The sequence below is a fragment of the Synergistota bacterium genome (genome assembly GCA_021159885.1).
Lineage (GTDB): Bacteria > Synergistota > GBS-1 > GBS-1 > GBS-1 > AUK310.
On the sequence record JAGHDO010000017.1, the window covers coordinates 12,839 to 38,326 of the forward strand.

Sequence of the window (25,488 nt, forward strand, 5' to 3'; positions counted from 1 at the left end):
TAAAAGAATTTTATATCTAATCATTCCCCCCAAGAGAAAAATAAAAGAATAGAGGATAGCTTTCCCGCTATCCCCTATTCTCCTCTTTTTTCGATGGTGTCGGAGGCGGGATTTGAACCCGCACGGGCAAAAAGCCCACTGGATCCTGAGTCCAGCGCGTCTGCCAAGTTCCGCCACTCCGACACAAAATCTCCTTGAAATTGTAGCAAGAAGTTCTGCTCTAAGTCAAGCCCTCTTATGAAGAGAGCTCTACCCCCTAACCTTCTCCCAGACAAGCCTTAAAGCCTCACGAATAGCTTTTTCTTCAAGTCTTCCAACGGGAGTTGGTGTCTCAAGTATTCTTCCGGGAATTCTTATGTTCTCAAGAGAGAAACCATTGTCTATCTTAAACTTATACTTGGCTTTATGAATCTCCATCCCTATTTCCCTCAGGTCATCCTCGCTTAAATCAAATCCCACAAGCGACAAGGCTCTACACACTACATCAGGTTTATATATTCCTCTCGCAAAGAAGCATACAACGAGACTCGAAAGAATTTGTCTCCATCTTTCCTCTTCAAGAAGTCTCCTTGCCACCTCGCGCGGAGAGAGGTTCTCCTTAACGAGAACCTTCTGGTCAAGACTATACCCAGCGCAATCTAAGTGGCTATGCCTTGCCCCTATGAGAAAACCTATATGAGCTCCAGGACCAGTATGATAGCCCGGCATCTCGTTTCCTCCAAAAGCAAGCGCGAAATCCTTTCCACCATATATTCCCGAGACGTGCTCTACCCCCTTCGAAACGGCTTTAAAAAAATCGTTTGGAGCGCTCACTATAAGGTCCACAAAGGATATATATGAAGTATAATCTCCCCAAGAAAGCCGAATCCCCATCGTTTCTTTCTCACTTATCAAACCTCTTTCCTGTGCCTCGGTAGCCCACGCCAAAACAACCCCCGTTGTCATAGCATCAAGCCCCAAGCTTTCTATCCTATCCATGAGCTTAAGCAACCCCTCAGGGTCAGATCCTCCTATCATAGAACCCAAAGCATAAATAGGCTCATAGTCATAGGAAATCATCGAGGTTTTGTAAAAGTAAGACTCATCTTCATAAGGTTCTCTTAAAGCCGCTATGTGAACACACCCAACGGGGCAGTGAGAACACGCAAGCCTTCTGCCAAGGTAATCACGAGCAAACCTTTCTCCAGAGATTTCCTCAGCTTTTTCAAAGGACGCTTCTTTAAGATTCCTCGTAGGAAGACCACCGAACCCATTCAGGGGAATAACGTTCTGGGGTGTTCCAAGATCGTGATACTTTTTCATCACGGGAGATTCAACAGCTGACTTATATATCTCATCGTAAAGCTCTCTATAGGACCTCTTATCCTTTACAGAAAGCGAGCGTTTTCCAGAAACCACGATTGCCTTAAGCCTCTTACTACCGAAAACCGCTCCAAGCCCAAGCCTTCCAAAATGCCTGTAGGTTTCCGTGGTAACACATGCATAAGAAACGAGGCATTCTCCAGCCCTTCCTATCCTCATTATGGTTCTCAATCCTGCTCCTCCCTCGTTTTCCCTTATTATCCTTCCTACCGTAAAGGCACTTCTCATTCCCCAAAGAGCAGAAGCATCCCGGAAATAAACTCTATCCCCATGAATAGCGATATAAACTGGGGTTTTACTCGCACCTTTTATAACTATGGCGTCATATCCTGCCATCCTTATAGCTATAGCACTTCTACCACCAGCATGGCTTTCTCCCAAATTTCCCGTATGCGGAGACTTAAACATGGCTATCGTCTTAGACGCCATAGGGAAAAACCCCGTTAAAGGACCAACAGCGAAGACTATAGGATTCTCCGGAGAAAGCGGATCCACACCGTCGGGGCAATTTTCCCTTAAAAGCTGTATAGCCACTCCTGTGCCACCTATATATTTTTTAAACAGATCAGCCCTGCTCTCTAACCAAAACTTCTTCCTGCTTAAATCTATGTAAAGTACTCTATACATGATTAACGTTCCTCCTCCTTAAGTACCTCGAGAACTCCATGAGGGCAATAATTAGCACAATATCCACAGTGAGAACAGATCATGGGCTTGTTAGTTTCATCATCCCAGAAAACTGCACCTATAGGACAAGCTTCCTTACAATAGCCACAACCTATGCACTCATCAACCTTTAAAAGGACTCCTCCCTCAGGCTTAACCCTTAAAGCCCCCGTTGGACAAACTCTCGCACACGGAGGATCCTCACACCCCCTACAGACTATAACTACGAATCCTCTTTCCATTCCACCAACAGATCTCACACCTATACACGTCTTGGCTAAACCCGCTTCTCCAAACCTTCTCGCGCATGCAAACATACAGCTCTGGCAACCAACACATCTCTCAGTATCCACTACCGCTAATCTCAATCCTCTCCCCTCCAATCGCCTAAGCCCTTTTAAGTAGGAAACCATCAAAAAGCGGATCCTCAACCTCCCCGATAAGGAAATTAAAACCCCATATCCACGCGCTTCCAGTTATCTCGGGAATAACCGCCTTATAGTTTCCAACTTTAACCTCATCGATTACTTTAGCCCTAAATAGCGTACATGTTATACTCTCGTGCACGAATACCTCGCCCTTTTTAAGCTTACCCTTGGCATATAAGGTAGCTATTCGAGCCGAAGTACCGGTTCCACATGGAGACCTATCAACCGAACCCTCACCAAATATAACCACGTTTTTCATCGTCGCCTCAGGGTGAGTTGGTGGACCAGAGAACTCGACGAGCTCAACGGTCCTTATATGTTCCTTTTCCGGATGAACGACATCGAGCTTTTCGTTAAGAAGCTCTCTTATCCTCAACCCAAGCTTAATAAGCTGAGGAAGGTTTTCATTAGAAACCTCAAGACCGAGTTGAGAAGCTTCAACTATAGCATAAAAATTCCCCCCGAAAGCTATATCAAGCTTTATCCTTTTCTTCATCTCCGGAATTTCAAGCTCATAATCTGAAAGATAAAGAAACGAAGGTACGTTTATAAGAGAAACAACGTAAACGTCCCCTTTCTCTTCCTCAACCCTTCCCCTAACCAAACCAGCAGGGCTCTCCAAAACTATTTCCCGCTTTTTCTCCACCCACCCTAACTTAACGGCAGATGCTATTATCCCTATGCTTCCATGACCACACATATTAAGCGAACCACTCGTATCCATAAAAACCACGCCCAAGTCTGCCTCTGGATGAAAGGGTTCCGTTATCACCGCACCGAACATATCCGCATGTCCCCGAGGTTCCCTCATAAGAAAAGTTCTCCAATTCTTGAGCTTTTCCTCAAAATACTTCTTTTTCTCCGCCATGCTATTCCCCTTAAGAAGAGGCATACCACCAAGGACTATCCTCGTGGGCTCCCCCTCTGTATGAGTATCCAAAACTGCTACCGCCCTCCTTATCCTCACGCTCCAAGCACCTCCTTATCGATTCTTAACCTTGAAATAAGAAGCCTTCTTATGTTCCCGGGATTACTATATGGCGTTTTCACTATTATTCTTTCCTCATTAAGATCGATGACCATTCCAACATCAAGCAAGTCATCCATACCCTCAAGTCCCACCAGTGTACCCTTTATGGCCCCAAGCGTAAGCCATTCCATCTCAGGCTTGATATCAGACTCGGGATGATCAGAAAGCAAGCACCTCAAATTGCCATCCTCGCTCTCCGCCCATATTACCTTTACCCCAAGCTCAAGCGAAAGCTCATTCAAAGATCGCCTTGAAAGAGGCACCCCCACGCCAAAACGAGGAAATCCTCCTATTTCAAGAGAATCCCACGCGAGATCAATGTCTATAGAATCACTGAAATATTCCTTCCACCTCCTCGCTCGATTCATTCGTCTTTCCTCTTGACTTTTTTTCTTAACTCCCGGTGGAGATGGGATAACCTTAACCTTAGAATATCTCCGAGCATCTTGAACAAGATGAAGATATTCGCCTTCCTTCCCCAGAAAGATTACCAGGTCGGGCTTTATGAGAGATATCTTTCCCCTAATTAAAATGTAGCCATCCTTCCCCTTAACCAAACCTGAGGAATCGATTATAACCACGTCACTTCTTGAAAGAGCATATAAGACAAGATCATTAAGTCCCCATATCGTGGGCCATGTGAAAATGCCCCCGGGAGAGGTAGAACCTATAAAAGCAAGCTTAGCAGGAGGTATCTCAGACATACGCTCGACTCTCCTTTCTAAAAACCCCACACTGAGCGTTCCCGGAGGACCTATGTCAGATTGACCTGGATCCGCATCAACTATCGCTACGCTTCTACCTTCTGAAAGGAACTTATTAGCAAGAAATAGCGTGAATGTGGTTTTCCCCACATCGACTCCGCCTACTATGAGTATAACACCTTTAAAGTCTTTTAAGATTGAGCTCAAAAACCTTCTCCTCCCCCTTAAGAAGTATAGCGGACAATCCCGGATCAGGCGTTTCCCCAGATGCTATCTCAAGCCAGAATACCCCTTCCACCCTATCAACCCACATGCCAACTTCAAACTTCTCGGTTCTGACTATGACTATCCGAGGATCCTTTTCAGAAGTTTCCCCCTTAAAACCATACCTTTCACCTATGTCAACAACAGCACATATATTTCCTCTCAGGTTTATCACACCCTTTACGTGCGAAGGGGTATTAGGAACGGGAACGATTTCAGGAAATTCCCTTAAAACTTCAACCACGTTTTCGAGGGGAACGCTAAGCCTGTAGCCGTTAACGCGAAAAACGAGATAGCGCCACTTCACTCTTCTTTCTCTTCCTCCTTAAGCTCTATAGCAGTCGGTGTTTTTCCCCCACCTATCTTTGCCATCAAAGCTTCTATTTCTTCCGCCATTCTGTTTATATCCTGTATGGAAGCGGCCGCACGCTCCACATCCATGGCGCTCTCCCTACTCGCGTGGGATATTATCTCTATGGTGTGAGCTATATCTTCGCTAACCTTCGCCTGTTGGTTAGTCATTTCAGATATATCGTTAATTATCTTGGCCCCTTCCTTGACCGTTTCGATTATCTCATCCATTGCCTCGGAAGCCTCTCTCGCCAATCGAGTTCCTTCCTTAACCTTAGATATTTCCTCCTCCATTATCTTAACTATTTCCCCTGTCGCTCCCTGAATTTCCTCTATTATCTGAGCTATTGCCTTGCTTGATTTTTCAGTCCGTTCAGCGAGCTTGGTAACCTCCTCAGCAACCACAGCAAAGCCCTTACCATATTCACCAGCTCGTGCTGCTTCTATGGTTCCGTTTAGCGCCAGGAGATTCGTTTGTATAGCTATTTCATTTATCAGCTCTGTGATTTTACCTATCTCTCTCGATCTCTGATAGAGGTCATTAACTATCCTTGAAGCCTTAGCTACTATATCGTTGATATCCTCAACGCTATTTAAGCTTTGCTTAACCGCTTTTCCACCTCTCTGAGCGGTATCAACAACCCTCTCAGCAAAATTCGCCATGTTTTGCGTGTTGTCTGCTATCTCACCTATAGAGTTGCTGAGCTCCTCTATAGAGGCAGCTGCATCGCTTATCTGAGCAGCGACTTCCTGAGATCGCGCGGTTATGTTTTCCAAAGAAGCACTTATTCTGTTCGTGCCCTCGATCAATCGAGCGGATGTCTCTCTCAGCTCAAATATTATCCCTCTTATAAACCTTATAAAATTAAAAACCGCATCGCTAACGGAAGAAAATATACTCTCCCTCTGAGATACCTCTATCTCAAGCTCTCCCTCTGAAAAACGCCTAAGAGGCATCAAAAGTCTTTCAAGCGCTCTATATACCCCGCTAAAGAAGAAAATGTAAAGCATCAAAACGACTGCGTATATGGAAATAACGTAAACAGCGAGTTTCGTTATCTTTTCCCTATCTGGCCTCAATATGAAAACTTGTGGAATATCATAGATAGCAAACATCTTAAGAGATGGAATGGGTTCCACGAAATAAACTTTACCCTCAAGGCTCTCCTCAAGCTCCCTTAAACCGGTTTTCCTCAGGAAACTGAGTGATGGGATCTCATCTATAAACTTCCGAATCTCGTTCCTATTCAAAGACCACAGAACCCTTCCATACCTGTCAATAAGAGTGAAATCTATTCCCTTAGCCTTAACCAGCCTATCTATCGAAAGAACAAGCTTGCAAAGCTCTCTTCCTCTGATCTCCAAAAGATACAACTCCTCCCTAAGCTCCTTCGAGTAAAAGGCTATCTCTTTCCCCCCTTCAGGAACGCTAATCAGAAAAACGTCAGGTACACCATCTCTAACGAATACCTTTCTTCCTTCATCGCCGTAAAAGATTACAGCTAACAGGAAAGGATTAGCTCCAAAGGCAGCGTTAACAGCAGACTCGCTCCGATGATCTATTTCAAGAAAGTATTTTCTCACGCTTGCTATATCTCCGTCCAACCCTTTAACTTTAGTCTCAAAGATACTTTTTTCATATATCTTTCTTTTCTCTAAGACATCACTCTGGAGCGATCTAACAAGCAAAACGGCACCGACGATAGATAAAGTAGCAACTAAAATGGAAAATAGCAGCATCCTTCTTTTAAGAGGCTGCAACATGCTTAACCTCCTCCTTCCAATACCAATTGAATATATATGGAACATCCAGTATAAAGGCTATACTGCCATCACCGAGTATGGCAGCCCCCTCTATACCGGGAACCCTTCCTAAGTAATCCCCTAATCTCTTAACTACTATTTCGCGCTTACCTAATAAAGATTCCACTTTCAATCCTACTCTCTTGCCCTCAGAACGTAGGAGAACCACGAGGTAAAAATCCCTTTCCTCCCTTTCACCAGACACTCCCAAAAGATCCTCAAAGGATAGAAGCGGCACATAAAGATTTCTCCAGAAAAACGCAGGACCCGTAGAAAGCATTACCACATCCTCTTGTCTAACTCTTAAAACTTCCTCAACGGATGAAAGAGGTATCAGAAATTTCCTTCCTCCCCATTCCATCAGTAAATCAACCACTATGGCTAAGGTCATAGGGAGCTTTATAGTAAAGCGTGTTCCCTTTCCCTCCACAGTAAAAACCTCAATCGTTCCCCCAAGCTTCTCAACCTGATCCTTAACAACATCCATTCCAACGCCTCTCCCAGAAACCTCGGTTATTCTCTTAGCGGTACTAAAACCGGGAATAAAAAGAGCTTTGAGTAAATCCTTCTCAGACATCTTGGCTACAGTTTCAGATGGGAATTCCCCAATTTCAAGGAGCTTTCTTCTGACAGCCTCAAGATCTATTCCTCTTCCATCATCCTCCACCTCTATTATAACTCTGCCTTCCATATGATACGCTCTAACAGTTATCTTACCTTTTCTGCTTTTCCCCATAGCTTTTCTTTCCTCGGGAGGCTCTATCCCATGATCTACCGCATTTCTCAATATATGAACCATAGGTTCGTACATCCCCTCAACGAGGTTCTTGTCTATCTCCGTATCCTCACCCTCGATCAGCAAATCAACCTCCTTACCAAGTTTAAGGGCAAGCTCCTTAACCACGCGAGGAAAGCGTGAAAAAAGATGCCGTATTGAAACCATTCTCATTGACATTACCTCTTCCCTTATATCTGAAACCACTCTGTTCAGGAAAGAAACTACCTCCTCAAGCTTTTCACTCTCATGCTCTCGTGCAACCTGAAGAAGCCTGTTCCTCCCTATGACAAGCTCACTGACAAGATCCATAAGCGAGTCAAGCTTTTTTACATCAACCTTTATTGAAAAAAGCTTTATTTTCCTTGAATTCTCAGGGATAAGCGCCTCCTCAGAAGGCGCTTTTTCCGCATTGATCTTCTTCTCTTCGCCTCGAGAGATGATCTCTTCGACCTTTTTTCTAAAAGCTCCCGAGTCAATTTCCTTTCCATCTAATCCATCTCTTAAGGCTGAAAGCATTTCAAAAAACAAAGAAAGCAATTCTTGAGAAAAAGATATCTTATCATCGCGAAGTTGTTGTAAAATATCCTCTAAGATATGAGCAAGCTCTGTGATCCTTTCCAAATTGAAAAAGGATGCAGTTCCTTTTAAAGTATGGGCTGCACGAAAGAGAGAGTTTATGATATCCTTATTAAGAGGGTCTCTCTCAAGCGATAGTAGACCCTCTTCGAGCTGCAGAAGAATATCTTCGGCTTCGTTCTTAAAATCCTCCAAAAACTCGGAGGTATCTATCTGGAAATCATCCATCGGCAAGAAAACATCACCTCTTCTGAAGGGAGGGATTTAGGGTTGGAGGAAATATTAGAGAAACTGAGAGCAAGCGATGAAGAAACGGTTAAAAAAGCCCTCTTCGAAATTTTAGAAGGTGAGGTAAAAGTACCCATATCATCGCTATCCGACGTGCTAAATCGCTTCGAAAGCGGAGTAATCAAACTGCTTGCTATAAACGCTTTGGAAAAGCTCGATTCAGAAGAAGGTGCCAAGGCTCTCTTAGACTTCATTCTATCCTCCCCTCCAAGCTTTCACAGACAAGCTGCACAATCTTCCTTTGCCAAGCTTTGTAAAAAGTTTCCTAAGCTCGTACTTCACGGGCTGAGGAATTCTGAAAAGGACATTGACCTTTTTTCCTACTTCACGGAGCTTGCAGGAAACATAAAGCTCCGTGAAGCTATTCCTATCATCCTACAGAAATGGAACCTCAAGGATCAAAATATTAGCATAGCCATAATAAATGCACTAGGAGAGATCGAAGGCTCTGAAGCCATCCCCTATCTAATCGACGCCTTAAGAAGCGGAGATGAGTGGATCGCTTCTGCCGCTGCAAACGCACTCGGAAAGATAAACCATCCTTCTGCAATTGATACGCTTATAGAAATTCTCAGGGATCCAGAATGCCCCAAAACGGTATGCTTCTTCACCATAGAAGCTCTTGGAGAACTCAGAGCTTCTAAGGCAACTTCCGATCTCGTTAGATTCTTCAGAAGGAGCGAAGATTTAACCTTAAAGAGTACAGCCTTAAGAGCGCTCATAAAGATAGGAGAAAGCGCCGTTGAAAAGCTAATCCCATACCTCAAAAATAGAGACAGCAATGTCAGAATCCTAACCGCTACCGTATTAGGTTATATCAAGGACCCATTTGCCCTCCCCTACCTAAGCGAATTGCTTAATGACCCCCATGTTAACGTCAGATATGCCGTTGTGGAAGCTATAGCCAGAATCGATGGCGAAGACGCTTTCCCACTCTTGCTTGAAGCATTAAACGATGAAGATGACACCGTTGCAGCTGTCGCATTAGACGGTCTATCTCACTATCCCGAGAAAGCCATCGATTCCCTTAATATTATAGTTAAAAGAGCGACGAAAAGCTACCTTCGCAAGACTTTCCTTATAGAGCTTCTTTCCAAGATTAAGAATGATCGAGCTATAGAGGAGCTTAAAAAGCTGTGCGAGGACGAGGAAGTGAGAGATTTAGCTAAGGAGGCGCTCGAGGAGGTGAAGTCCTAATGGATGTACGCTATATAAATCCCTTCGTAACGGCAGCGTTCAACGTCATACAACAGGTTGCGGGAATCACACCTGAGAGAGGTCAGCTATCCCTTAAAGAAGCCCCGGTACCAGGACATGACGTAGCGGTTATTATAGGGGTCACGGGAGACTTAAGGGGGCAAGTGGTATACAGCCTACCCATGGAAACCGCTAAAAGATTGGCATCCGCCATGATGATGGGGATGGAAGCAAACGAATTTAACGACTTGGCAAGAAGCGCTATTGGAGAGCTTGCCAACATGATCTCCGGAAATGCTGCAATGGAGCTAAGCATGTTAGGGCAGAAGATAGATATAGCGCCTCCTGCCCTTGTGGTAGGAAAAGATTTATCTATAAACCTAAACAAGATACCGACGATTGTAGTTCCACTGATACTTCCGTTTGGAACCTTAGAGATAAACATAGCCCTGCAGTTATAAACTTAAGGGGGGTGAGCTAAATGAAGGTCTTAGTGGTAGATGATTCCCCAACCATAAGAAAGATTCTCAAAAATATTTTAAGAAAGCATGGAATAGAAGTCGAGGAAGCTTCAGGAGGGAATGAGGGGCTTCAAAAGCTTTTGAAGAATAAGGAAATCAAGCTCATCATTTCGGATCTTAACATGCCCGAAATGAGTGGCATAGAATTTATAAAGAGAGCTCGCGAGACGAAGCCCTCTATACGAGTGGCCATTCTCTCAACAGAGGAGGAAAAACACCTGGTTAAGGATGTAGAGGCCGACGCTTATTTCGTTAAGCCACCTAACATACCAGAGTTCGTCAAGAAGGTCAAGGAGCTCCTTCTCTCCGCAGAGAAGGCTTCTTAAAGCATCCAGAAAGGGGTATCTTTTCGGGGTTTTCACGAAGAAAGGCAATATATTGCTCCATCAAACGATTTCGGGGCTTCTCTCTGCCAAGCAGGGAAGAAAGCCTCTCCATAAGGGAGGTGGTTCTAATGGCTTTAGGCTCACGCGCAGTGGATAAAAGCAACGATCGCAGATACGCCTGCTCCTTCTCTATTCTCTCAAGCCTATCATTTATAGCTGAAAGCTCTCCTATCATGAGTTCAAGAAGCTCTTTTATAACACTAAGCATTTCTCGAGTCTCTTCTGACATATACCCGACCACCTCCTTGAAAATTATACCACTTTTATGAGATTATAAAAGGGGAGATATAGGGATGAGTGAAAGCTACTCGCAGTTAACTGAAAGAACGCTACCAATCCCAGAGGAAAACAGAGTTATAATAAGAAACCTCCATGGTGGAATCAATCTAAAAACATGGAGTTTAAAGGAAATAAAGATCACCATGAGGAAAGAGATCTTTGGAGAAATACCCAAGCGAGAGGCAGAGCATCGCTTAAAGCGAATAGAGCTAAAGGAGAAAAGCAAGGAAGATGTAAAGATAATTGAAGTGATGGCTCCTCTTTTCATCTTCACACCAGGAGTGAAAATCAGGGTAGATTTGGATATCGTGGCTCCTCCTTATCTCAATCTCGAAATAGACACTGGAATGCAGAAGTTAAATGGAAGCAAGCTTGAGGGAGATGTAAGCTTGTCTTACAGGGAAAAGTTATCTACACATGTTAAAAACGTTAAGGGAAACGTAAACATATCCTCAGATTCGGCAGATGTCGTAATTGAAAGCTCGGAGGGAAAGATCTCCGTTGAGAGCTCAAGCGGAAATCTAATTTTGAAAAACGTTGCCGGTGAGCTAAGCATCATGACCAGCAGTGGAAACATCGTAGTAGAAGGAGGAAAAGGAATTCTTTTGCTAAAAACGAGATGCGGAAATATGACCTTAATAGATATAGAATCTCTTATTCTCGAAGCAGATAGCACGAGTGGGAACATCACAATAGACATTCGTCCTCTTGAGGAAGGGAACTACCGAATCGAAACCTTATCCGGAGCCATCCGAATAAAGCTTCCTTTTCATTCATCATGCTTCGTAAAATTTGAGACAAAATGTGGTAAAATCTTTAGTGAACCATTATTTAATATAGAAGAAGATGTCATAAAACTTGGAACCGGCGAGGGAAAGATGAACCTTAAAACCTCGTCAGGAGATATTTATATATTACATGGATTCATAGGAGAGGAAAATGCGCCGTCTGATAGCTAAGATTTTTGGTTCGGAATCTGAAAAAACTCATAAAACGGTTGCCCCAGTGAAAGGCAGCCTTAAAGATAGATCCCTTGAGAAGGAAGAAACCACCCCTAAGGGAGGAATGAACATGGTAACGGAAAGTGTGGTGAGAAGTGAAGCTCTTATAGAGCATACCGAACCGTTTGAGAAGCTTCTCTTGGTATCGGAAAACGCCCTTTTATCATGCACCAGTAAGGCAGGAGACATCATAGTGAAATCGTGGGATCAAATGCTCCTTAAGATCACTGCGGTAAAGCACACATGGGGCAAGACAAAAAGAGAAGCACAAGAATTAACTAAGGAAGTCGAGATCAGAATCATTCAGAGAGATGAGAATATATCCGTAGAAACCATTATTCCTGAAAACGATGGCAAAAGAATGGGATACGTTAGTTTTAGAATCTTTGTCCCTAAGAGCCTGAATATAGCAATAGAGGCGGAGGAGAGTAACGTCTTTATAAGTGATTTAAGCAAAAACCTGAAGGTTAAAACATCTTCGGGAAACGTTTTCATAAGAAATATCGCAGGGAGCGTTCATGCTCAGACCTCCTCCGGAAATTTAATGATAAGTAACATAGGAGAAAACGTAACCGTAATCACGGAGAAGGGAGAAGTCCATTTAGAAAACGTGAGCGGGAATGTGGATGTGGAAAGTTCCGAAGGAAATGTTAAAGTCTTCCATGTCAGGCAGAACGCCACAGTAAGCTCAAATAGTGGAAACATATCCATATTTGACATTAAGGGAAGCGCTGAAATAAAAGCTATGAAGACAAGCATCATCGGAGAGCATATTGAGAGAAACCTCAACGTAATCGTTGAGGAAGGTGACATGCTACTCGACGATATAGAGGGAAACATAACCATACATTTTAAACAGGGATCTTTAACGCTTGGAAATAAGCACTCCTACAGAGTAGAGTTATCTTCAAATAGCGGGGATATAAATCTCGATACCGTTATAAAGGAAAATGGCAGATATATAGTAGAGACTTCTGAGGGAACCATAAATGTAAAGATTCCTACAGATGCCTCAACCGCTATAGTAGCTAAGACCATAAAGGGTACAATTTCATGCGAACTTCCCCTGATAGTTACACAAAGCAGTAGAGATGAACTTACTGGAATATTAAATCAATACAAGGCCCTCGTTAAACTAACCACCTCCGAGGGGGATATAAACATAAGAAAGAAATGATAATAAAGGGGGGCTTCCTCGAGGAAGCCCCCCTTTACGCATCCCACCTTACTCGATTGGCGTAAAGCGAGAGCTAAGTTTCTCAAGCACATGGGGAAGCGTTGTATATTCCATTTGTTCCTCAGACAGCCTGTGAGGCTGGAATGGACCATGCAATCTCATGTAATCCGCGATCTCATTAGCCCATCTTCTTGCTCTATCAAAAGCTACATCATCAAACAGATCCACTGGTCCTAAAAGCTTGCCGTTTTTAAGCTGAAAGCCAAGCGCTATAATACGGGGTGGACCATCAAACCTGCTTGGATTGGCATCTTTTTCTGAAACCGGCATTAGCGGTCCCCAGTGAGATCCCCTCATCCATCCAGCCACAAGTTGAGGGAACGCGAAGGGTTCAAGGACCTCTCCAACCGCAGGGAGCCCTCCTTGACACCTTACCAAGGCAACGGGATCGTCCTTACCCACATACTCTCCCGCTATAAAGTTCAGCTTCTCTGTACTCACCACTGCAGCTAATAGACCATCCTTTCTATAGATTCGCTTTATAGCATAGCGATCCCTGTTTCCTATAAGAGCAAGAAGATCATACATTTCCTCAGGCGCTTTTAAGGAAATCTTTTTTCCACCTATCAAATCATGCACCTCAAAGATAAACCCCTGTGTTAGCTTCTTGTCTATCACGAGCCCAGCTGTATTAAATGGATCCGCAAATATCTTAAACAAGGGAAGGTTGAAAGCGGCTGGATCGGTCTTATCGCACATGAACGCAACTATTGATTCCGCTCCTCTTTCTTCAAATTCCATCTCAGCGCATCCCGGTCCCAATCCCCGAATATTTCCTGAGAAGGCATCTGCCAGAAGATCCTGCCCTGCTCCATAAAGCTTATCCTCAATAGCTACATTAGCAGCTCTCTCGAACGTAGACCAGGCAAGAGCGTGAATCTCCTCACTATCCACCCCCTTATGATGGGTCATCAAAAGCTGAATATCGTCCCCGCACCTGGTAACGTAATAATCTACTATTAACTCACCTTTTACCTCCTCTAAACATTCCTTACACTTCTCAACCAATTTCCTCGGCGCCTGCGTGTGTCCCGGAAAGCTACCAATATCAGCTTTGATCAGAGAGACCGTAATCATGTACGTTGCAACCTCCTTCCATTTACTTTTATTCAAATTCATTTTACAATAAAAGAGAGACATTATCAAGAAAGGAGGCTCAATGATTGAAAAGACTTCTCTTAATAGACGGCCACAGCCTGCTTTACAGGGCTTTCTATGCGCTTCCTCCCTTAGGCACAAGAGATGGCTTTCCTTCAAATGCGGTATACGGCTTCCTAAGAATGTTAATAAAGCTTCTAAAGGAATATAAGCCTAACTACGGCGCGGTTGCCTTTGACACCCCGAAACCCACCTTCAGACATAGAGAGTTTAAGGAATATAAGATAAAAAGACCCGAAATGCCAGATAAGCTTAGACCTCAAATAGAGGTAGCAAAGGAAATCATTCGAGCCATGGGTATAAAAACGATAGAAATGGAGGGCTTCGAAGCTGATGATATCATAGGAACAATTTCACTCAAAGCAGAGGGAGAGGGACTCGAGGTTTTCATCGTCAGTGGCGATAGAGACGCCTTACAACTCGCAAGCGATAGAACTAAAATTATAAGAACTATCAAAGGAATATCAGATATAGAGATCTATGATCGCAATAGAGTAATTCAGGAATATGGCGTGGACCCCTCGAAAATCCCACATCTTATAGCCCTTAAGGGAGATCAATCAGATGATATACCGGGAATTCCATCCATAGGAATGAAGAGAGCCCAGAGCCTCCTTAATAGATACGGGGACATCGACGGTATTATCTCAAGGTCAGACTTAAAGATAATAAAGGAAAATGAGGAAAAGCTTAGGCTTTACTTATCGATAGCGACTATAAAAAGAGATGCTCCTATAGATATAAAAATAGAAAACCTTAAGATACTGCCCCCTCGGAAAGAAATCCTATTTGGTCTTCTTAAAAGACTGGAATTTCACAGTTTTCTGAAGGAGCTGGGGTTGACCAAAGAAGAGATAAAGATCGAAGAAAGATTTCCACATACCATTATCGAAAGCGAAAGAGAAATTAGGGAAGCTCTCACCAAGCTTTCTAAAGCTCGAGAGATCTATATAAACGTTATGTCAACCGATCATCCCCCCATGTGGGCAAGCATAAGAGGCTTCTGTCTCGCAAGTGAAGAGAGAGCCTTCATATTCCTCACGCATCGCTTCTCTACATTCGAAATCCTTAACAATATCCATTATATCCTCACTTCCCACATTCCTAAGATAGGACACGATCTTAAGAGAAATCTCGTGCTTATTAAAAGAGAGGGATTCAACATCAAGAATATCGATTTCGATGTATCTCTTGCCTCATACCTGCTTGACTCAACCAAATCCTCTCATACCATTGAAGCCTTAGCTTTGTCACACCTCGAGAAATACTTACCCGAGGGAAATGAAATCGTTAGAGCAGCTGAAGAAGCAGGAACCTGCCTCTCGATCAGAAAGGAACTTCAAGAGGAGCTCGAAAAGGAAGGGCTATGGACGCTATTTAAGGAAGTTGAGCTTCCCTTAACAAACGTTCTAGCAGAAATGGAAGTTGAGGGAATAAGGTTAGATGAAAGAGAGCTATCAGCACTTGAGATAGAGATAGAACGGGAAATTGAGAGAATAGAAAATGAAATTTTTCTAACGGTTGGGAAAAGATTCAATATAAACTCCCCCAAACAGCTCTCAGAGGTACTCTACGATCATCTTGGACTATCTCCACCTGGAAAGAGAAAAAAGCGATCTACAGATGCACAAACGCTTACGGAGCTCATAAGAGCGGGAGGTCCTTACAAAGAAGTTATCGAGAAGATACTCCTATACCGAGGTTTAATGAAGCTAAAAAGCTCATATATATCTAATCTTCCAAAGCTCATTCACCCCAAAACGAGATGTATTCATACCGTCTTTAATCAGACTATAACTGCAACAGGGAGACTCTCCTCAAGTGATCCAAATCTTCAGAATATCCCCATAAGATCTCCTATAGGAAAGGCTATAAGAAAGGCTTTTACGGTTAAGAAGGAAGAAAACATTCTTATTTCAGCGGATTATTCACAAATAGAGTTAAGGATACTCGCCCACTTCTCGGGCGAGCCCAGGTTGCTTGAAGCTTTTGAAAGGGACATCGATATCCATGCCAGAACCGCAGCGGAGATTTTCGGCGTAGATGAAAAAAACGTAACGCCAGAGCAAAGAAGAATAGCCAAAGTTATAAACTTTGGAATAATATATGGTATGAGTCCTCACGGTTTAGCTCAAGAGCTTGGAATATCGAGGTCAGAAGCGGAAAGCTATATAAAAAGATACTTTTCCAGATATCCCAGAGTTAAGGAATATATAGAAAGTTTGATCAGTGAGACAAGGGAAAAGGGATACGTTAAGACGATTCTCGGAAGAAAGAGAAAGATCGAAGGGCTTAATAGCAGGTACAAAAAGCTAAGAGAACAGGCAGAAAGATACGCAATAAATACCCCTATGCAGGGAAGCGCCGCGGATATAATAAAGCTCGCTATGGTGAAGCTACATAGCGAGCTCAAGAGCTTTAAGATGCTCCTTCAAATCCACGATGAGTTGCTTTTCGAAGGACCTGAAGATAAGCTTTCTGACGAAGTTGAAAAGATAAAAAGCATTATGACAAACGCTGTTAGGCTATCGGTTCCACTAAAGGTTAGCATTAAGATCGGGAAAAATTGGGGAAATATGGTAAACTACCCTTAGGGAGGTGTTTTTAAGTGAGAGTTTTATTAGCTGTTCCTCCAACGCCGAGTACTCTCAAGAGAATCCTCGGAACGGGAGCTCCCCCCTTAGGCATAAGCTATCTTGCAGCCTACATAAGGGAAGCTGGACATGAGGTGAAACTTATAGACGGATTTGAAGAGGGTTTAAGCAGAAACGAGCTTATAGAGAGGATCAAAAGATTTTCTCCCGATGTAGTCGGAATAAGCACGCTCACTGCAAATTTATACAGAGGATACCAAATGGCAAAGGTAATAAAAGAAGTCAACGACAAAATAAAGATCCTTATGGGAGGACCGCACGTCAGCTTTATACCGGAAGAAAGCCTAAAGGAGTGCCCCTATGTAGATGTGATAGTAAGGGGGGAGGGAGAAATAACCCTTCTTGAGCTTCTTCAAGAACTCGAAAAGAAAGAACCCAATTTAAAAAACGTTAAAGGCATAACATGGAGAGAAAAAAACGGGAAAATAATTTCAAATCCCCCCAGAGCTCCCATTGAGGATCTTGACACACTTCCATTCCCAGCATATGATCTTCTACCAATGGATAGATATAAAGTTAACAAAAAGATCATAACGGGTACCATGATAACGAGCAGAGGTTGCCCCTTTGGATGTATCTTCTGCTCATCCTCAAAGCTTATGGGGAAAAGGTGGAGAGGTAGAAGTCCAGAAAACGTGGTTGAAGAAATGGAGCTTCTCGTCAAAAAATATGGAGTAAACGAGATAGAATTTCTCGATGACACATTTACCTTTGACAAGGAAAGAGCGATAAAAATAGCAAATCTGATAAGAAGAAGGGACCTTGAAATAGCATGGGGATGTTCCTCTCGCGTGGATACCCTTGATGATGAACTCGCACGGGAGCTTAAAAAGGGAGGATGTTACAGAATATACATGGGAATAGAATCCGGCTCCCAGAAAACCTTAAGACTGATAAACAAGGGAATCACCACTGAGAAAGCAGAAAGGGCCGTCAGCATCGCAAAGGCTCATGGCTTAGAAGTGATAGGCTCCTTTATAATAGGCGTGCCTGGAGAAACTAAAGAAGATATCCTTTCAACGATAAGATTTGCAAAGAAGCTTGGCATAGATTACGCTCAATTTACCCTTCTTACGCCATATCCTGGAACGCCTATATATCGCTACGCGCTCGAAAACAACCTTTTACTAACAAAAAACTGGAGCCTATATGGAATGCTTGATCCAGTCATGAAGGTACCTGGATTTACCAGCAAAGATCTGATAAAATTCATCAAAAGAGCTTATATATCCTTTTACATCAATCCTGCCTTTTTCTGGAAGGAAATTAAAAAGGGAAGGCTATTTTTCCTAAGAAGAGCGATTAACGGCTTTCTTAGGGTAAGGTGGACTCCAAACCTGGAAGAAGGCTGGGAAAAGGAGGAAATAATCGCCCAAGGATGAAGGAAAAGCTGTTTTTAAGAAAAGCAAATTTTGAAAAGGAGAGAGGAAACTATGAAGGCGCTATAAAGCTGCTTAAGAAAGCTATAAAAGAAAACCCCGCCTGCGTCGAAATCCATCTCGAAATAGGCCGTTTATACACCATCATTAACGATCTTCATAGAGCCGAGCTGCATTTCAAGCAGGCTCTACTCATAGACAGAGAGAACCTGCCAGCAAGGCATAACCTTGGACTTGTATATCAGCTTCAGGGTAAGATAAAGCAAGCTATAGAGGAATGGAAAAGCGTTTTAAGGAGAAACCCCGACTATTTACCCACCCTTTTATCAATTGCCGATTACCACATGGAAAAAAAGGAGTACAAAGAAGCTAAGAGCTATTACGAGAGGGTCCTGAAGGTGGATCCTAAAAATTGGGAAGCGAAGATAAACCTTGGTAGAATTCTATATGAAGCAGGAGATGAATTTACCGCATATAGACTATGGCAGGAAGTAAGAAAAGAGAACCCAAATGACATCGTGGTAAATTACACATTAGCTGAGGTATACATAAATGCCTTTGAACCAGAAGAAGCAATAGATCTGCTGCTTGAGCTTACGCGAAATGAAAGCAACCCTACACGCAGAGAAAAAGTTAAGAATCTTCTTTTAAACCTATTGGAATACACTGATAGAAAACCAGTTATCAAAAAAGCCTTAAGTGAGTTATCTGACCTCTTTCCCGAAGACAGAGATATCTTGGTCAATAGCGCAAAGCATCTTATTTTAAGTGGAGAAATGAACAAAGCGGATCCCTTGATCAAAAAGTTGGTAGAAAGATATCCGGATGACTCAAGCGTTAAATTCGTAAAGGGTTTGCATCTTCATAAAACGGGTAAAACCAAGGAAGCTATTGAGCTCTGGGAAAGCTTGCTCGTAAAAGAAGGAGAAAAGCCTCATCTTCTCGAGAAGCTTGGAGAAGCTCATATAGAGCAGGGAAATTACGAATCTGCTATAAGATACTATCGTAAACTATACGAGCTTAAACCGGATGAAAGAAGCGTTATCTCAACTCTTGCCTCCCTATACCAGCAAACCGGTAAGCTTGATAAGGCCATAGAATACTGGGGAAAGCTTCTCGATAGGTTCGAATATGATCCATATGCTTACGCTAATCTCGCGATATGCTACGCATATAAAGGAGAGCTAGAAACAGCCCATAACGTAATTCAATATGCCCTTTCAATACCAGAAGAGGATCCATTCTTATATTTCGCAGCAGGATTCATATCTCTCCTTATGGGAGATTTTCAGAGAGCGCTTGGATACTGGAAAAAATGTTGGGTTAGGCATCCACTGATGCTTGGCGCATGCTGGGATATCGCCTCAAACATAGTTCCAAAGTCTTTTCTTGAAAATCTCAGAAGAACGCTCCAAAAAAGCAGATATAGAAAAGAGTTCAAGGAGATGCTAAATAGATTCATAAATATAGCTTTATCCCCAAGTTCATATGATGATGGCAGCCTTAAATAGTCATTCTTCGTAGCTTCTCAATTACAGAGGGGAGGACAGAAAGAAGCTTTTCAATATCCTCGTGAGTAGACCATCTACCTAAGGAAAATACTATTCCCCCTTTGGCAAGCTCTGGAGGAATACCAAGAGCCACTAAGGTTTCCTCTCTGCTTCTACCTACATCTATTCCCTCTTCCCTCAACGCGTTAGCAAGAACTTTCCCACCTATGTAATTAACGCAAACGCTTAAAATCCCGGGAAGTCTTTCTATCTTATGGCCACAGAAGAAAATCCCACTTATCTTCTCTCTGATCCCTATCTCAAGCATGTTTCTGAGCTCCGCTATTCGCCTGATTTCCCCTTCTCTCTCGCTAAGCAAGATCTCCGCCGCTACTCCAAAACCAACTATATTTGCTATATTTTCTATCTCGTTTCTCAAAAATGAAGGAGGTTGAAAATCTAATCTTTGAGATATATAAAGAGCGCTCACTCCACCAGGACCATAAATATGAGAGGACGAAAGCGTTATAAGATCTGCTCTTATTTTCCTCAAATCCAGAGAAATCCAGGTTAACCCGGGAACTCCATCCACGTGAAGGAAAACCTCTCGTTTTTTGAGAAACTCCGATAGCTCAGCTACAGGCTGAATTGTGCCTATATCTACGCTCGCCAGTGGTATGCTAACCAAAACGGTCTCATCTCGGAGCAGTCTTTCGATCTCCCTCGGAGAAACCCTGCCATATCTATCCACTGAAACATAGCTTATGCTATATCCTCTCTCCTCAAGAATCTTGCAAATTCCTATCACTATATCACTATCTATTTGAGAGACTATTATATGCTTTCCCCTCCACGCGTAATTCCTCAAAATTCCATAAATAGCAAGGCAAAAAGCCTCAGCTCTACTTGCAGTAAAAAACACTTCTTTAGGTGAGCATGAAAGAAGCTTACTCAACCTTATACGAGAGAGCTCCACTGCCTTAACCGCTCTTTTCCCTTCACTCCACCTTTCTAAAAAGGGCATCATCTCCTTTAAAACCCTTTCATCCAAAGGCGTTAAAGAGGCGTAGTTCATATATATGCTCCTCGTCAAGCTCTCATCACCTCCGCTTTCATTATACCACTTATATATTTATATCCCCGGTCTGATTATCAGCATAAGCTCGGTGGAGCTCGCGCTTACTACATAACAAGAGAATACTGATACAGCGTTGTGAAGAGATACCTTGAGGATATGATAGGCACAACCCCACAAAGACCCATCCCTGAGGAGCTCATAATACCAGAGGAAGTTTACCGTTTAAACCTAAAATGGGGTTTGGCTTCCTAAAAAAGCCGGACACCATTTACCTAATTTGATCCCGATAAAATCTCTAAGCTCCTTGATGCTCCCAATCTGTCTGCACCAGCCTCAACAAGCGCAAGAGCGAAGGAGCGCGTCCTTATACCTCCCGCCGCTTTTATTCTCGTCCTCTTAGAAAGGCATTTTCTGAGAAGCTTTACATCTTCGAGCTTAACGCCTCCAAAAAATCCAGTGCAGGTCTTGACAAAGTCGGCTCCTCCCTCCTCAACCAAGAGAGCAGCCCTTTCCTTCTCATCCTCCTTAAGAAGCGGTGTTTCTATTATCACCTTAAGGATCTTATCTCCACAGATATCCTTGGCCCACCTTATTTCCTCAAGAACCCGATCGGTATAACCGCTTTTAAAGAACCCTACATTCATCACCATATCTATCTCATCGGCTCCCTCAGAAAGAGCGCGCTCTATCTCAGCCATCTTCACACGAACATTATTAGAACCCAAGGGAAAGCCAGCAACGCTTATAACCTTAATAGCAGTATTACGAAGCAGATTAAAGACAGTACCCACCCAGCAGGGATTTACACACACGCCAAAGAATCCCTCCCGTATAGCTTCCTCACAAAGGCGTTCTATATCTCCCTGTGTAGCATCTGGTTTTAAAAGCGTGTGATCTATTAACAACTCTAATCTAACCAATTGGCAATCTCCCCCTTTGGGCGGAAATCGTTCCCAAAATGTAAAGCAACTTTTCATACTTATGAAGAAGCTCTCTTTCCCTCTCGCTCAGGTAGCTCATCCTTCTGAAATCTGGAGAAGAAATATACTTAAGCAAACTCTTTGCCTGGTTTACCTTATGAAAAGGAAGTCCCCCATCACTTAGAACCTTATCGAGAAAAGACTTCAACCTTCTAAAAACACCGTTTTCACCGACGAGAAGCTCCCTAACGCTTCTCCAGTCATCGCGAAGAGCTCCTACAAACTCCCTTTCGTTGAAGCCTATAGTACCATTTTTCTCAGACAGAAATCCTATCCTTTGTAAAGCTTCTATAAAGGATGGAATTCCATCAGCAGATCTGAACCAGAGGGAAGCGAGCTCTCCCCTTAGCCTTCCAAGATAGGAAAGGAGAGAAAATTCGTCGTATATGAGATTATACTCTTTAAGCTCAAAACCTGCACTATATAGCCTGTTTTCGCTTGAGAGAAAGGGATAAATAAGATTTCTCCTAACACTTGCCAAGTCGAGATCCCCTTCAAGAGCTCCTCCATAACCAAGGAAAGCGTTTATCCTCTCGATAAGCCGATTAAAATCGTTCACAAGATCCTGAGCTTTCCTGAGAACCTCCGTTGGATAAAAGCTGATCTCAAAGGTAGCCTTTCCCTCCGATGATATTCTCATATTGATTCCGGGAAGAAGATCCTTAACATAGTTAGTAGCAGAAGTATATGAAATGCCATCAAGCTTATACCGGGCAGATCTTCTTGAAGAAACACGCTCAAATCCCAAACTCGAAAGAAGGCTTTCATCTCCCTCAATTGTCAACCCATTCCATGATTCGATGTAAAGCTTATTATCTCCAACGTAAGCCTCAACCCCTGTGTCCTCGCTATACTGATTTATCTTTCCCGCTATTGATATAAGGCTATCATCGGAAGATATGCTAATAGGCACGGAGTTAACGCTGATCTCACCCACCAAACTGAGAGGCTCATAGGGGGACGAAACCTCAATTGTGGTATAAAATTTATCAGGAAGAGCCACTTCTAATATCTCCACTTCATGTTTCGTTTCATCTCCAGCGAAGGAAGAAGCTATAGAAATCTCATAATATCCGTTTCCATCACTAACCTCGAAGGGCAGAAAGCTCCCTCCCTTTAGGATCTCATCAAGAGCATTGTTAAGAGCGTTTATCAAAGAAGAAAGCTCTCCCCAAGCTTGAACGCTCAGGGAGAGCTCTTTCCTCAAAAAAGCTTCTTTCCTTGAGGGATCAAGAAAGCTATCTACTCTCGTTCCCTTAATCCTCTCAAAGGAATAAGCAGCTCTTTTAAGGTTATCTATCGAAACCCATCTGTCTAACAAATAGACCCTCGACATTACCCCTTATACCTCATCTTAGATAGCCCGGCGTATATTGCACCAACGCCGAGCTCCTCTTCTATCCTCAAAAGCTGATTATACTTAGCTACTCTATCAATCCTTGCTGGGGCACCCGTCTTTATCTGCCCTGTCAGAGCGGCCACTGCGAGATCAGCTATAAAGGTATCTTCCGTTTCCCCAGATCTGTGGGAAACAACGGCAGAGTATCCAGCATCATATGCTTGGTTTATAACATCAAGAGTTTCGGTAAGCGTACCTATCTGATTTAACTTTATAAGTATAGCATTAGCTACCCCTTCCTTTATACCTCTGCCGAGTCTTTCAGGATTCGTGACGAATATGTCATCGCCAACGAGCTGAATTCTGCTCCCTAATCGTTGGGTAAGGATCTTCCAGCCTTCCCAATCTTCCTCCGCAAGGCCATCTTCCAAGGAGATGATCGGATACTTATCAACCAGTTTTTCATAGAAATCAACCATTTCTTCGGAGGTTAGCTCTAAACCGTCTGCCTTAAGATGATATTTGCCATCCTTGAAAAACTCTGAAGCAGCAGGATCCATCGCCAGCGCTATCTCCTCGCCTGGCTTATAGCCTGCCTTTTCTATCGCCTCAACTAAAAGAGCTAAAGGTTCCTCATTAGAGGAAAGCCCCGGAGCAAATCCTCCCTCGTCTCCAACTGATGTAACTAAACCTCTCTCCTTCAGTATCTTTTTAAGAGTGTGATAGACCTCAGCTCCCATTCTCAGAGCTTCCCTGAAAGAGGGAGCTTTTATGGGAACTATCATAAACTCCTGTAAATCGAGGTTATTATCAGCGTGCTTTCCTCCGTTAAGAACGTTAAACATTGGAGTTGGGAGAACCTTTGCTCTAACCCCACCAAGGTATTTAAAAAGAGAAATTCCAATCTCATTAGCCATGGCGCGTGCAACCGCCATGGAAACAGCGAGAATGGCATTAGCTCCAAGCCGGGATTTATTGGGCGTGCCATCAAGCTCTATCATTTTCTTATCAATCTCCGCCTGATTCTCCGCATCGAGTCCTATAAGCTCTTGAGAAATTATCTCATTTATGTTTTGAACCGCTTTTAACACTCCCTTGCCACCATATCGTTTCTCCCCGTCTCTCAGCTCAATAGCCTCAAATGTGCCCGTGGAAGCCCCAGAGGGAACGATTGCCATACCAACCGCACCGCTTTCAAGAACGACTTCAGCCTCGACCGTTGGATTACCTCGTGAATCCAGTACCTCTCTACCCCATACACTTATAATTCTGCTCAATCTTCTATACCCCCTTTCTTATTCCCAACTCTACCTTTATCCTCTTACCAGTTACCATATAATATACCCTCTCTGCTATGTTAGCAGCATGATCCCCAAATCTCTCTATAAACCGGGCTATAAAGAGAAGCCCCGTTCCTCTTCTCGTAGCACTTGAGTCAGAGATCATTAGGAAAAGGAGCTCATTGAATATCTGCTTATAAAGCTCATCATTCATTTTATCCTTTTTAAAAACTTCCTCAGCTAACTGAGCGTCATTTTCCAGAAATGCTTTTATCCCCCCTTGAAGCATTTCAACACATATATCCGCCATTCTCGGAATATCGATCAGCGGTTTTAAAAGAGGTTCATCCATAAGTCTTAAAGCAAATTCAGCAACGTTTGTGGCCTCATCTCCCATCCTTTCAAGATCTGTTATGATTTTAAGGATCGTAAAGACCTCTCTCAGGCTCCCCCTTATAGGCTGCCTTAAGGCTATAACCTGGAGGCACTTCTCCTCTATCTCCATTTCTTTAAGATCGATGGCATCATCTCCCTCAACTACCTCCGTTGCTAACTCCTTATCGCCCTCCCTTAAAGCCTGGACAGCTTTCCTTAAGGCATCTTCAACGAGGTCTGCCATCTCACAGAGGTCCTTCTTTATTTTCTTTAAATCCTCCTCAAAAAGAGCATCTTTTATGGATATCATTCTCCCAACTCCCCTAAAAACACTACCCTATCTTTCCCTCTAAGAGCCATGACCCTAAAGAGCAAAGCTCTTCCGGGCAGATAGACCTTAATTTCATCTCCCACCTTCACCCTCGCTGAAGGCTTGGTTTCCCGCCCATTAAGTAGAATCAAGCCTTTTTCTATCAACTCTTGAGCCATGGTTCTTCTTTTAATTATACCACTTTCTTTCAGAAATTTATCCAATCTCATGACATAATATAGAATATTAGAAAGCCGGGAGGGTATACCCTCCCGGCTCCATCTTTCATAAAATTGGTGGAGCGGAGGGGATTCGAACCCCCAACCTTCTGGTTGCAAACCAGACGCTCTCCCATTGAGCTACCGCCCCATTAAAAAATGGTGGGCCTAGGAGGATTCGAACCTCCGACCTCACGCTTATCAGGCGTGCGCTCTTACCGAACTGAGCTATAGGCCCACCTCGGATTACCTTGAGAGGGAATAGCGTGCTTCCTTCACCCTTCTATTGGAAGAGCGATCTCCTTAGAAAGGAGGTGATCCAGCCGCAGCTTCCGCTACGGCTACCTTGTTACGAC

General features: G+C 43.3%; 23 protein-coding genes, 3 tRNA genes and 1 rRNA gene. 8 read left to right on the top strand and 19 right to left on the bottom strand.

All coding sequences use genetic code 11. The features are described 5' to 3' along the window. Positions 1-94: 94 nt before the first annotated feature. The 8 genes from J7M13_01365 to J7M13_01400 all read right to left on the bottom strand — a co-directional run bounded on the left by J7M13_01365 (position 95) and on the right by J7M13_01400 (position 8,196). Positions 95-183 (bottom strand) — tRNA-Leu (locus J7M13_01365). Between the two features lie 66 nt (positions 184-249). Further along, the gene (locus J7M13_01370; protein ID MCD6362643.1) at positions 250-1,989 is read right to left on the bottom strand and encodes an aldehyde ferredoxin oxidoreductase family protein; all 1,740 of its coding nucleotides are present in this window, start codon (positions 1,987-1,989) and stop codon (positions 250-252) included. A gap of 2 nt (positions 1,990-1,991) precedes the next feature. Continuing rightward, positions 1,992-2,345: a 4Fe-4S dicluster domain-containing protein gene (locus J7M13_01375; protein MCD6362644.1), complete on the bottom strand. Its 354-nt coding sequence runs from the start codon at positions 2,343-2,345 to the stop codon at positions 1,992-1,994. A 70-nt stretch (positions 2,346-2,415) separates the two neighbouring features. Then, a complete protein-coding gene (locus J7M13_01380; GenBank protein MCD6362645.1) occupies positions 2,416-3,423 on the bottom strand; it encodes a proline racemase family protein in 1,008 nt (335 codons plus the stop codon). Further along, positions 3,420-4,397 (bottom strand): hypothetical protein, encoded by a 978-nt coding sequence (locus J7M13_01385; protein MCD6362646.1) that lies wholly within the window; start codon positions 4,395-4,397, stop codon positions 3,420-3,422. The genes J7M13_01380 and J7M13_01385 overlap by 4 nt, the downstream gene beginning before the upstream one ends. Next, positions 4,372-4,761 (bottom strand): chemotaxis protein CheW, encoded by a 390-nt coding sequence (locus tag J7M13_01390; protein ID MCD6362647.1) that lies wholly within the window; start codon positions 4,759-4,761, stop codon positions 4,372-4,374. The genes J7M13_01385 and J7M13_01390 overlap by 26 nt, the downstream gene beginning before the upstream one ends. Continuing rightward, entirely contained in the window at positions 4,758-6,566 is a 1,809-nt protein-coding gene (locus J7M13_01395; GenBank protein MCD6362648.1) for a methyl-accepting chemotaxis protein, read from the bottom strand. The genes J7M13_01390 and J7M13_01395 overlap by 4 nt, the downstream gene beginning before the upstream one ends. Continuing rightward, positions 6,553-8,196 (bottom strand): chemotaxis protein CheA, encoded by a 1,644-nt coding sequence (locus J7M13_01400; protein ID MCD6362649.1) that lies wholly within the window; start codon positions 8,194-8,196, stop codon positions 6,553-6,555. Before J7M13_01400 ends, J7M13_01395 begins: the two co-directional genes overlap by 14 nt. A gap of 36 nt (positions 8,197-8,232) precedes the next feature. Here J7M13_01400 and J7M13_01405 point away from each other — a divergent pair, with 36 nt between their 5' ends. From J7M13_01405 to J7M13_01415, 3 genes are read left to right on the top strand one after another with little or no spacing between them, the layout of a single operon-like run. Beyond that, entirely contained in the window at positions 8,233-9,447 is a 1,215-nt protein-coding gene (locus J7M13_01405) for a HEAT repeat domain-containing protein (GenBank protein MCD6362650.1), read from the top strand. Then, complete coding sequence (locus J7M13_01410; protein MCD6362651.1) at positions 9,447-9,908, top strand: chemotaxis protein CheX; 462 nt, start codon at positions 9,447-9,449, stop codon at positions 9,906-9,908. The genes J7M13_01405 and J7M13_01410 overlap by 1 nt, the downstream gene beginning before the upstream one ends. 20 nt (positions 9,909-9,928) lie before the next feature. Then, positions 9,929-10,294: a response regulator gene (locus tag J7M13_01415; GenBank protein MCD6362652.1), complete on the top strand. Its 366-nt coding sequence runs from the start codon at positions 9,929-9,931 to the stop codon at positions 10,292-10,294. Here the strand turns inward: J7M13_01415 and J7M13_01420 are convergent. Beyond that, a complete protein-coding gene (locus J7M13_01420) occupies positions 10,257-10,583 on the bottom strand; it encodes a hypothetical protein (GenBank protein ID MCD6362653.1) in 327 nt (108 codons plus the stop codon). The genes J7M13_01415 and J7M13_01420 overlap by 38 nt on opposite strands. A 64-nt stretch (positions 10,584-10,647) precedes the next feature. Here J7M13_01420 and J7M13_01425 point away from each other — a divergent pair, with 64 nt between their 5' ends. Continuing rightward, positions 10,648-11,592 (top strand): DUF4097 family beta strand repeat protein, encoded by a 945-nt coding sequence (locus tag J7M13_01425; GenBank protein MCD6362654.1) that lies wholly within the window; start codon positions 10,648-10,650, stop codon positions 11,590-11,592. Continuing rightward, positions 11,573-12,811, top strand: a complete 1,239-nt coding sequence (locus J7M13_01430; GenBank protein ID MCD6362655.1) for a DUF4097 family beta strand repeat protein — start codon at positions 11,573-11,575, stop codon at positions 12,809-12,811. The genes J7M13_01425 and J7M13_01430 overlap by 20 nt, the downstream gene beginning before the upstream one ends. A gap of 48 nt (positions 12,812-12,859) precedes the next feature. On the opposite strand, the gene J7M13_01435 is transcribed toward J7M13_01430, so the two are convergent. Beyond that, the gene (locus J7M13_01435; protein ID MCD6362656.1) at positions 12,860-13,948 is read right to left on the bottom strand and encodes a fructose 1,6-bisphosphatase; all 1,089 of its coding nucleotides are present in this window, start codon (positions 13,946-13,948) and stop codon (positions 12,860-12,862) included. 86 nt (positions 13,949-14,034) lie between these two features. On the opposite strand from J7M13_01435, the gene polA reads away from it, so the two are divergent. Genes polA through J7M13_01450 form a run of 3 tightly spaced genes read left to right on the top strand, consistent with a single transcriptional unit; the run spans position 14,035 to position 19,573 of the window. Beyond that, positions 14,035-16,623 carry a DNA polymerase I gene (gene polA / locus J7M13_01440; protein MCD6362657.1) on the top strand — a complete coding sequence of 863 codons (2,589 nt, stop codon included), beginning with the start codon at positions 14,035-14,037 and terminating at the stop codon, positions 16,621-16,623. Between the two features lie 14 nt (positions 16,624-16,637). Then, positions 16,638-18,065 (top strand): radical SAM protein, encoded by a 1,428-nt coding sequence (locus J7M13_01445; protein MCD6362658.1) that lies wholly within the window; start codon positions 16,638-16,640, stop codon positions 18,063-18,065. Beyond that, positions 18,062-19,573, top strand: a complete 1,512-nt coding sequence (locus tag J7M13_01450) for a tetratricopeptide repeat protein (GenBank protein MCD6362659.1) — start codon at positions 18,062-18,064, stop codon at positions 19,571-19,573. The genes J7M13_01445 and J7M13_01450 overlap by 4 nt, the downstream gene beginning before the upstream one ends. On the opposite strand, the gene J7M13_01455 is transcribed toward J7M13_01450, so the two are convergent. The 9 genes from J7M13_01455 to J7M13_01495 form a co-directional block, all read right to left on the bottom strand. Beyond that, the gene (locus J7M13_01455) at positions 19,566-20,645 is read right to left on the bottom strand and encodes an aminotransferase class V-fold PLP-dependent enzyme (protein ID MCD6362660.1); all 1,080 of its coding nucleotides are present in this window, start codon (positions 20,643-20,645) and stop codon (positions 19,566-19,568) included. The two genes, J7M13_01450 and J7M13_01455, sit on opposite strands and share 8 nt — an antisense overlap. A 257-nt stretch (positions 20,646-20,902) precedes the next feature. Further along, positions 20,903-21,607, bottom strand: a complete 705-nt coding sequence (gene deoC, locus J7M13_01460) for a deoxyribose-phosphate aldolase (GenBank protein MCD6362661.1) — start codon at positions 21,605-21,607, stop codon at positions 20,903-20,905. Next, the gene (fliD, locus tag J7M13_01465) at positions 21,543-22,946 is read right to left on the bottom strand and encodes a flagellar filament capping protein FliD (GenBank protein ID MCD6362662.1); all 1,404 of its coding nucleotides are present in this window, start codon (positions 22,944-22,946) and stop codon (positions 21,543-21,545) included. The genes deoC and fliD overlap by 65 nt, the downstream gene beginning before the upstream one ends. Then, positions 22,946-24,226, bottom strand: coding sequence for a phosphopyruvate hydratase (gene eno, locus J7M13_01470; protein MCD6362663.1), 1,281 nt, complete (start codon positions 24,224-24,226; stop codon positions 22,946-22,948). Before eno ends, fliD begins: the two co-directional genes overlap by 1 nt. A 4-nt stretch (positions 24,227-24,230) precedes the next feature. Then, the gene (gene phoU / locus J7M13_01475; protein MCD6362664.1) at positions 24,231-24,914 is read right to left on the bottom strand and encodes a phosphate signaling complex protein PhoU; all 684 of its coding nucleotides are present in this window, start codon (positions 24,912-24,914) and stop codon (positions 24,231-24,233) included. Then, the gene (locus J7M13_01480) at positions 24,911-25,138 is read right to left on the bottom strand and encodes an RNA-binding S4 domain-containing protein (GenBank protein MCD6362665.1); all 228 of its coding nucleotides are present in this window, start codon (positions 25,136-25,138) and stop codon (positions 24,911-24,913) included. The genes phoU and J7M13_01480 overlap by 4 nt, the downstream gene beginning before the upstream one ends. 70 nt (positions 25,139-25,208) lie before the next feature. Continuing rightward, positions 25,209-25,283, bottom strand: a tRNA-Ala gene (locus tag J7M13_01485). Positions 25,284-25,292: 9 nt separating this feature from the next. Continuing rightward, positions 25,293-25,370, bottom strand: a tRNA-Ile gene (locus tag J7M13_01490). Between the two features lie 69 nt (positions 25,371-25,439). Beyond that, positions 25,440-25,488 (bottom strand): 16S ribosomal RNA (locus J7M13_01495); the annotation flags it as partial.

Coding starts and splice junctions, on each gene's coding strand:
- J7M13_01420 (MCD6362653.1), bottom strand. CDS start 10,583: ATGTCAGAAGAGACTCGAGAAATGCTTAGTGTTATAAAAGAGCTTCTT.
- J7M13_01425 (MCD6362654.1), top strand. CDS start 10,648: ATGAGTGAAAGCTACTCGCAGTTAACTGAAAGAACGCTACCAATCCCA.
- deoC (MCD6362661.1), bottom strand. CDS start 21,607: ATGAAAAGTTGCTTTACATTTTGGGAACGATTTCCGCCCAAAGGGGGA.
- J7M13_01410 (MCD6362651.1), top strand. CDS start 9,447: ATGGATGTACGCTATATAAATCCCTTCGTAACGGCAGCGTTCAACGTC.
- J7M13_01415 (MCD6362652.1), top strand. CDS start 9,929: ATGAAGGTCTTAGTGGTAGATGATTCCCCAACCATAAGAAAGATTCTC.
- J7M13_01370 (MCD6362643.1), bottom strand. CDS start 1,989: ATGTATAGAGTACTTTACATAGATTTAAGCAGGAAGAAGTTTTGGTTA.
- J7M13_01375 (MCD6362644.1), bottom strand. CDS start 2,345: ATGTTTGCATGCGCGAGAAGGTTTGGAGAAGCGGGTTTAGCCAAGACG.
- J7M13_01430 (MCD6362655.1), top strand. CDS start 11,573: ATGCGCCGTCTGATAGCTAAGATTTTTGGTTCGGAATCTGAAAAAACT.
- J7M13_01435 (MCD6362656.1), bottom strand. CDS start 13,948: ATGATTACGGTCTCTCTGATCAAAGCTGATATTGGTAGCTTTCCGGGA.
- phoU (MCD6362664.1), bottom strand. CDS start 24,914: ATGATATCCATAAAAGATGCTCTTTTTGAGGAGGATTTAAAGAAAATA.
- fliD (MCD6362662.1), bottom strand. CDS start 22,946: ATGTCGAGGGTCTATTTGTTAGACAGATGGGTTTCGATAGATAACCTT.
- J7M13_01450 (MCD6362659.1), top strand. CDS start 18,062: ATGAAGGAAAAGCTGTTTTTAAGAAAAGCAAATTTTGAAAAGGAGAGA.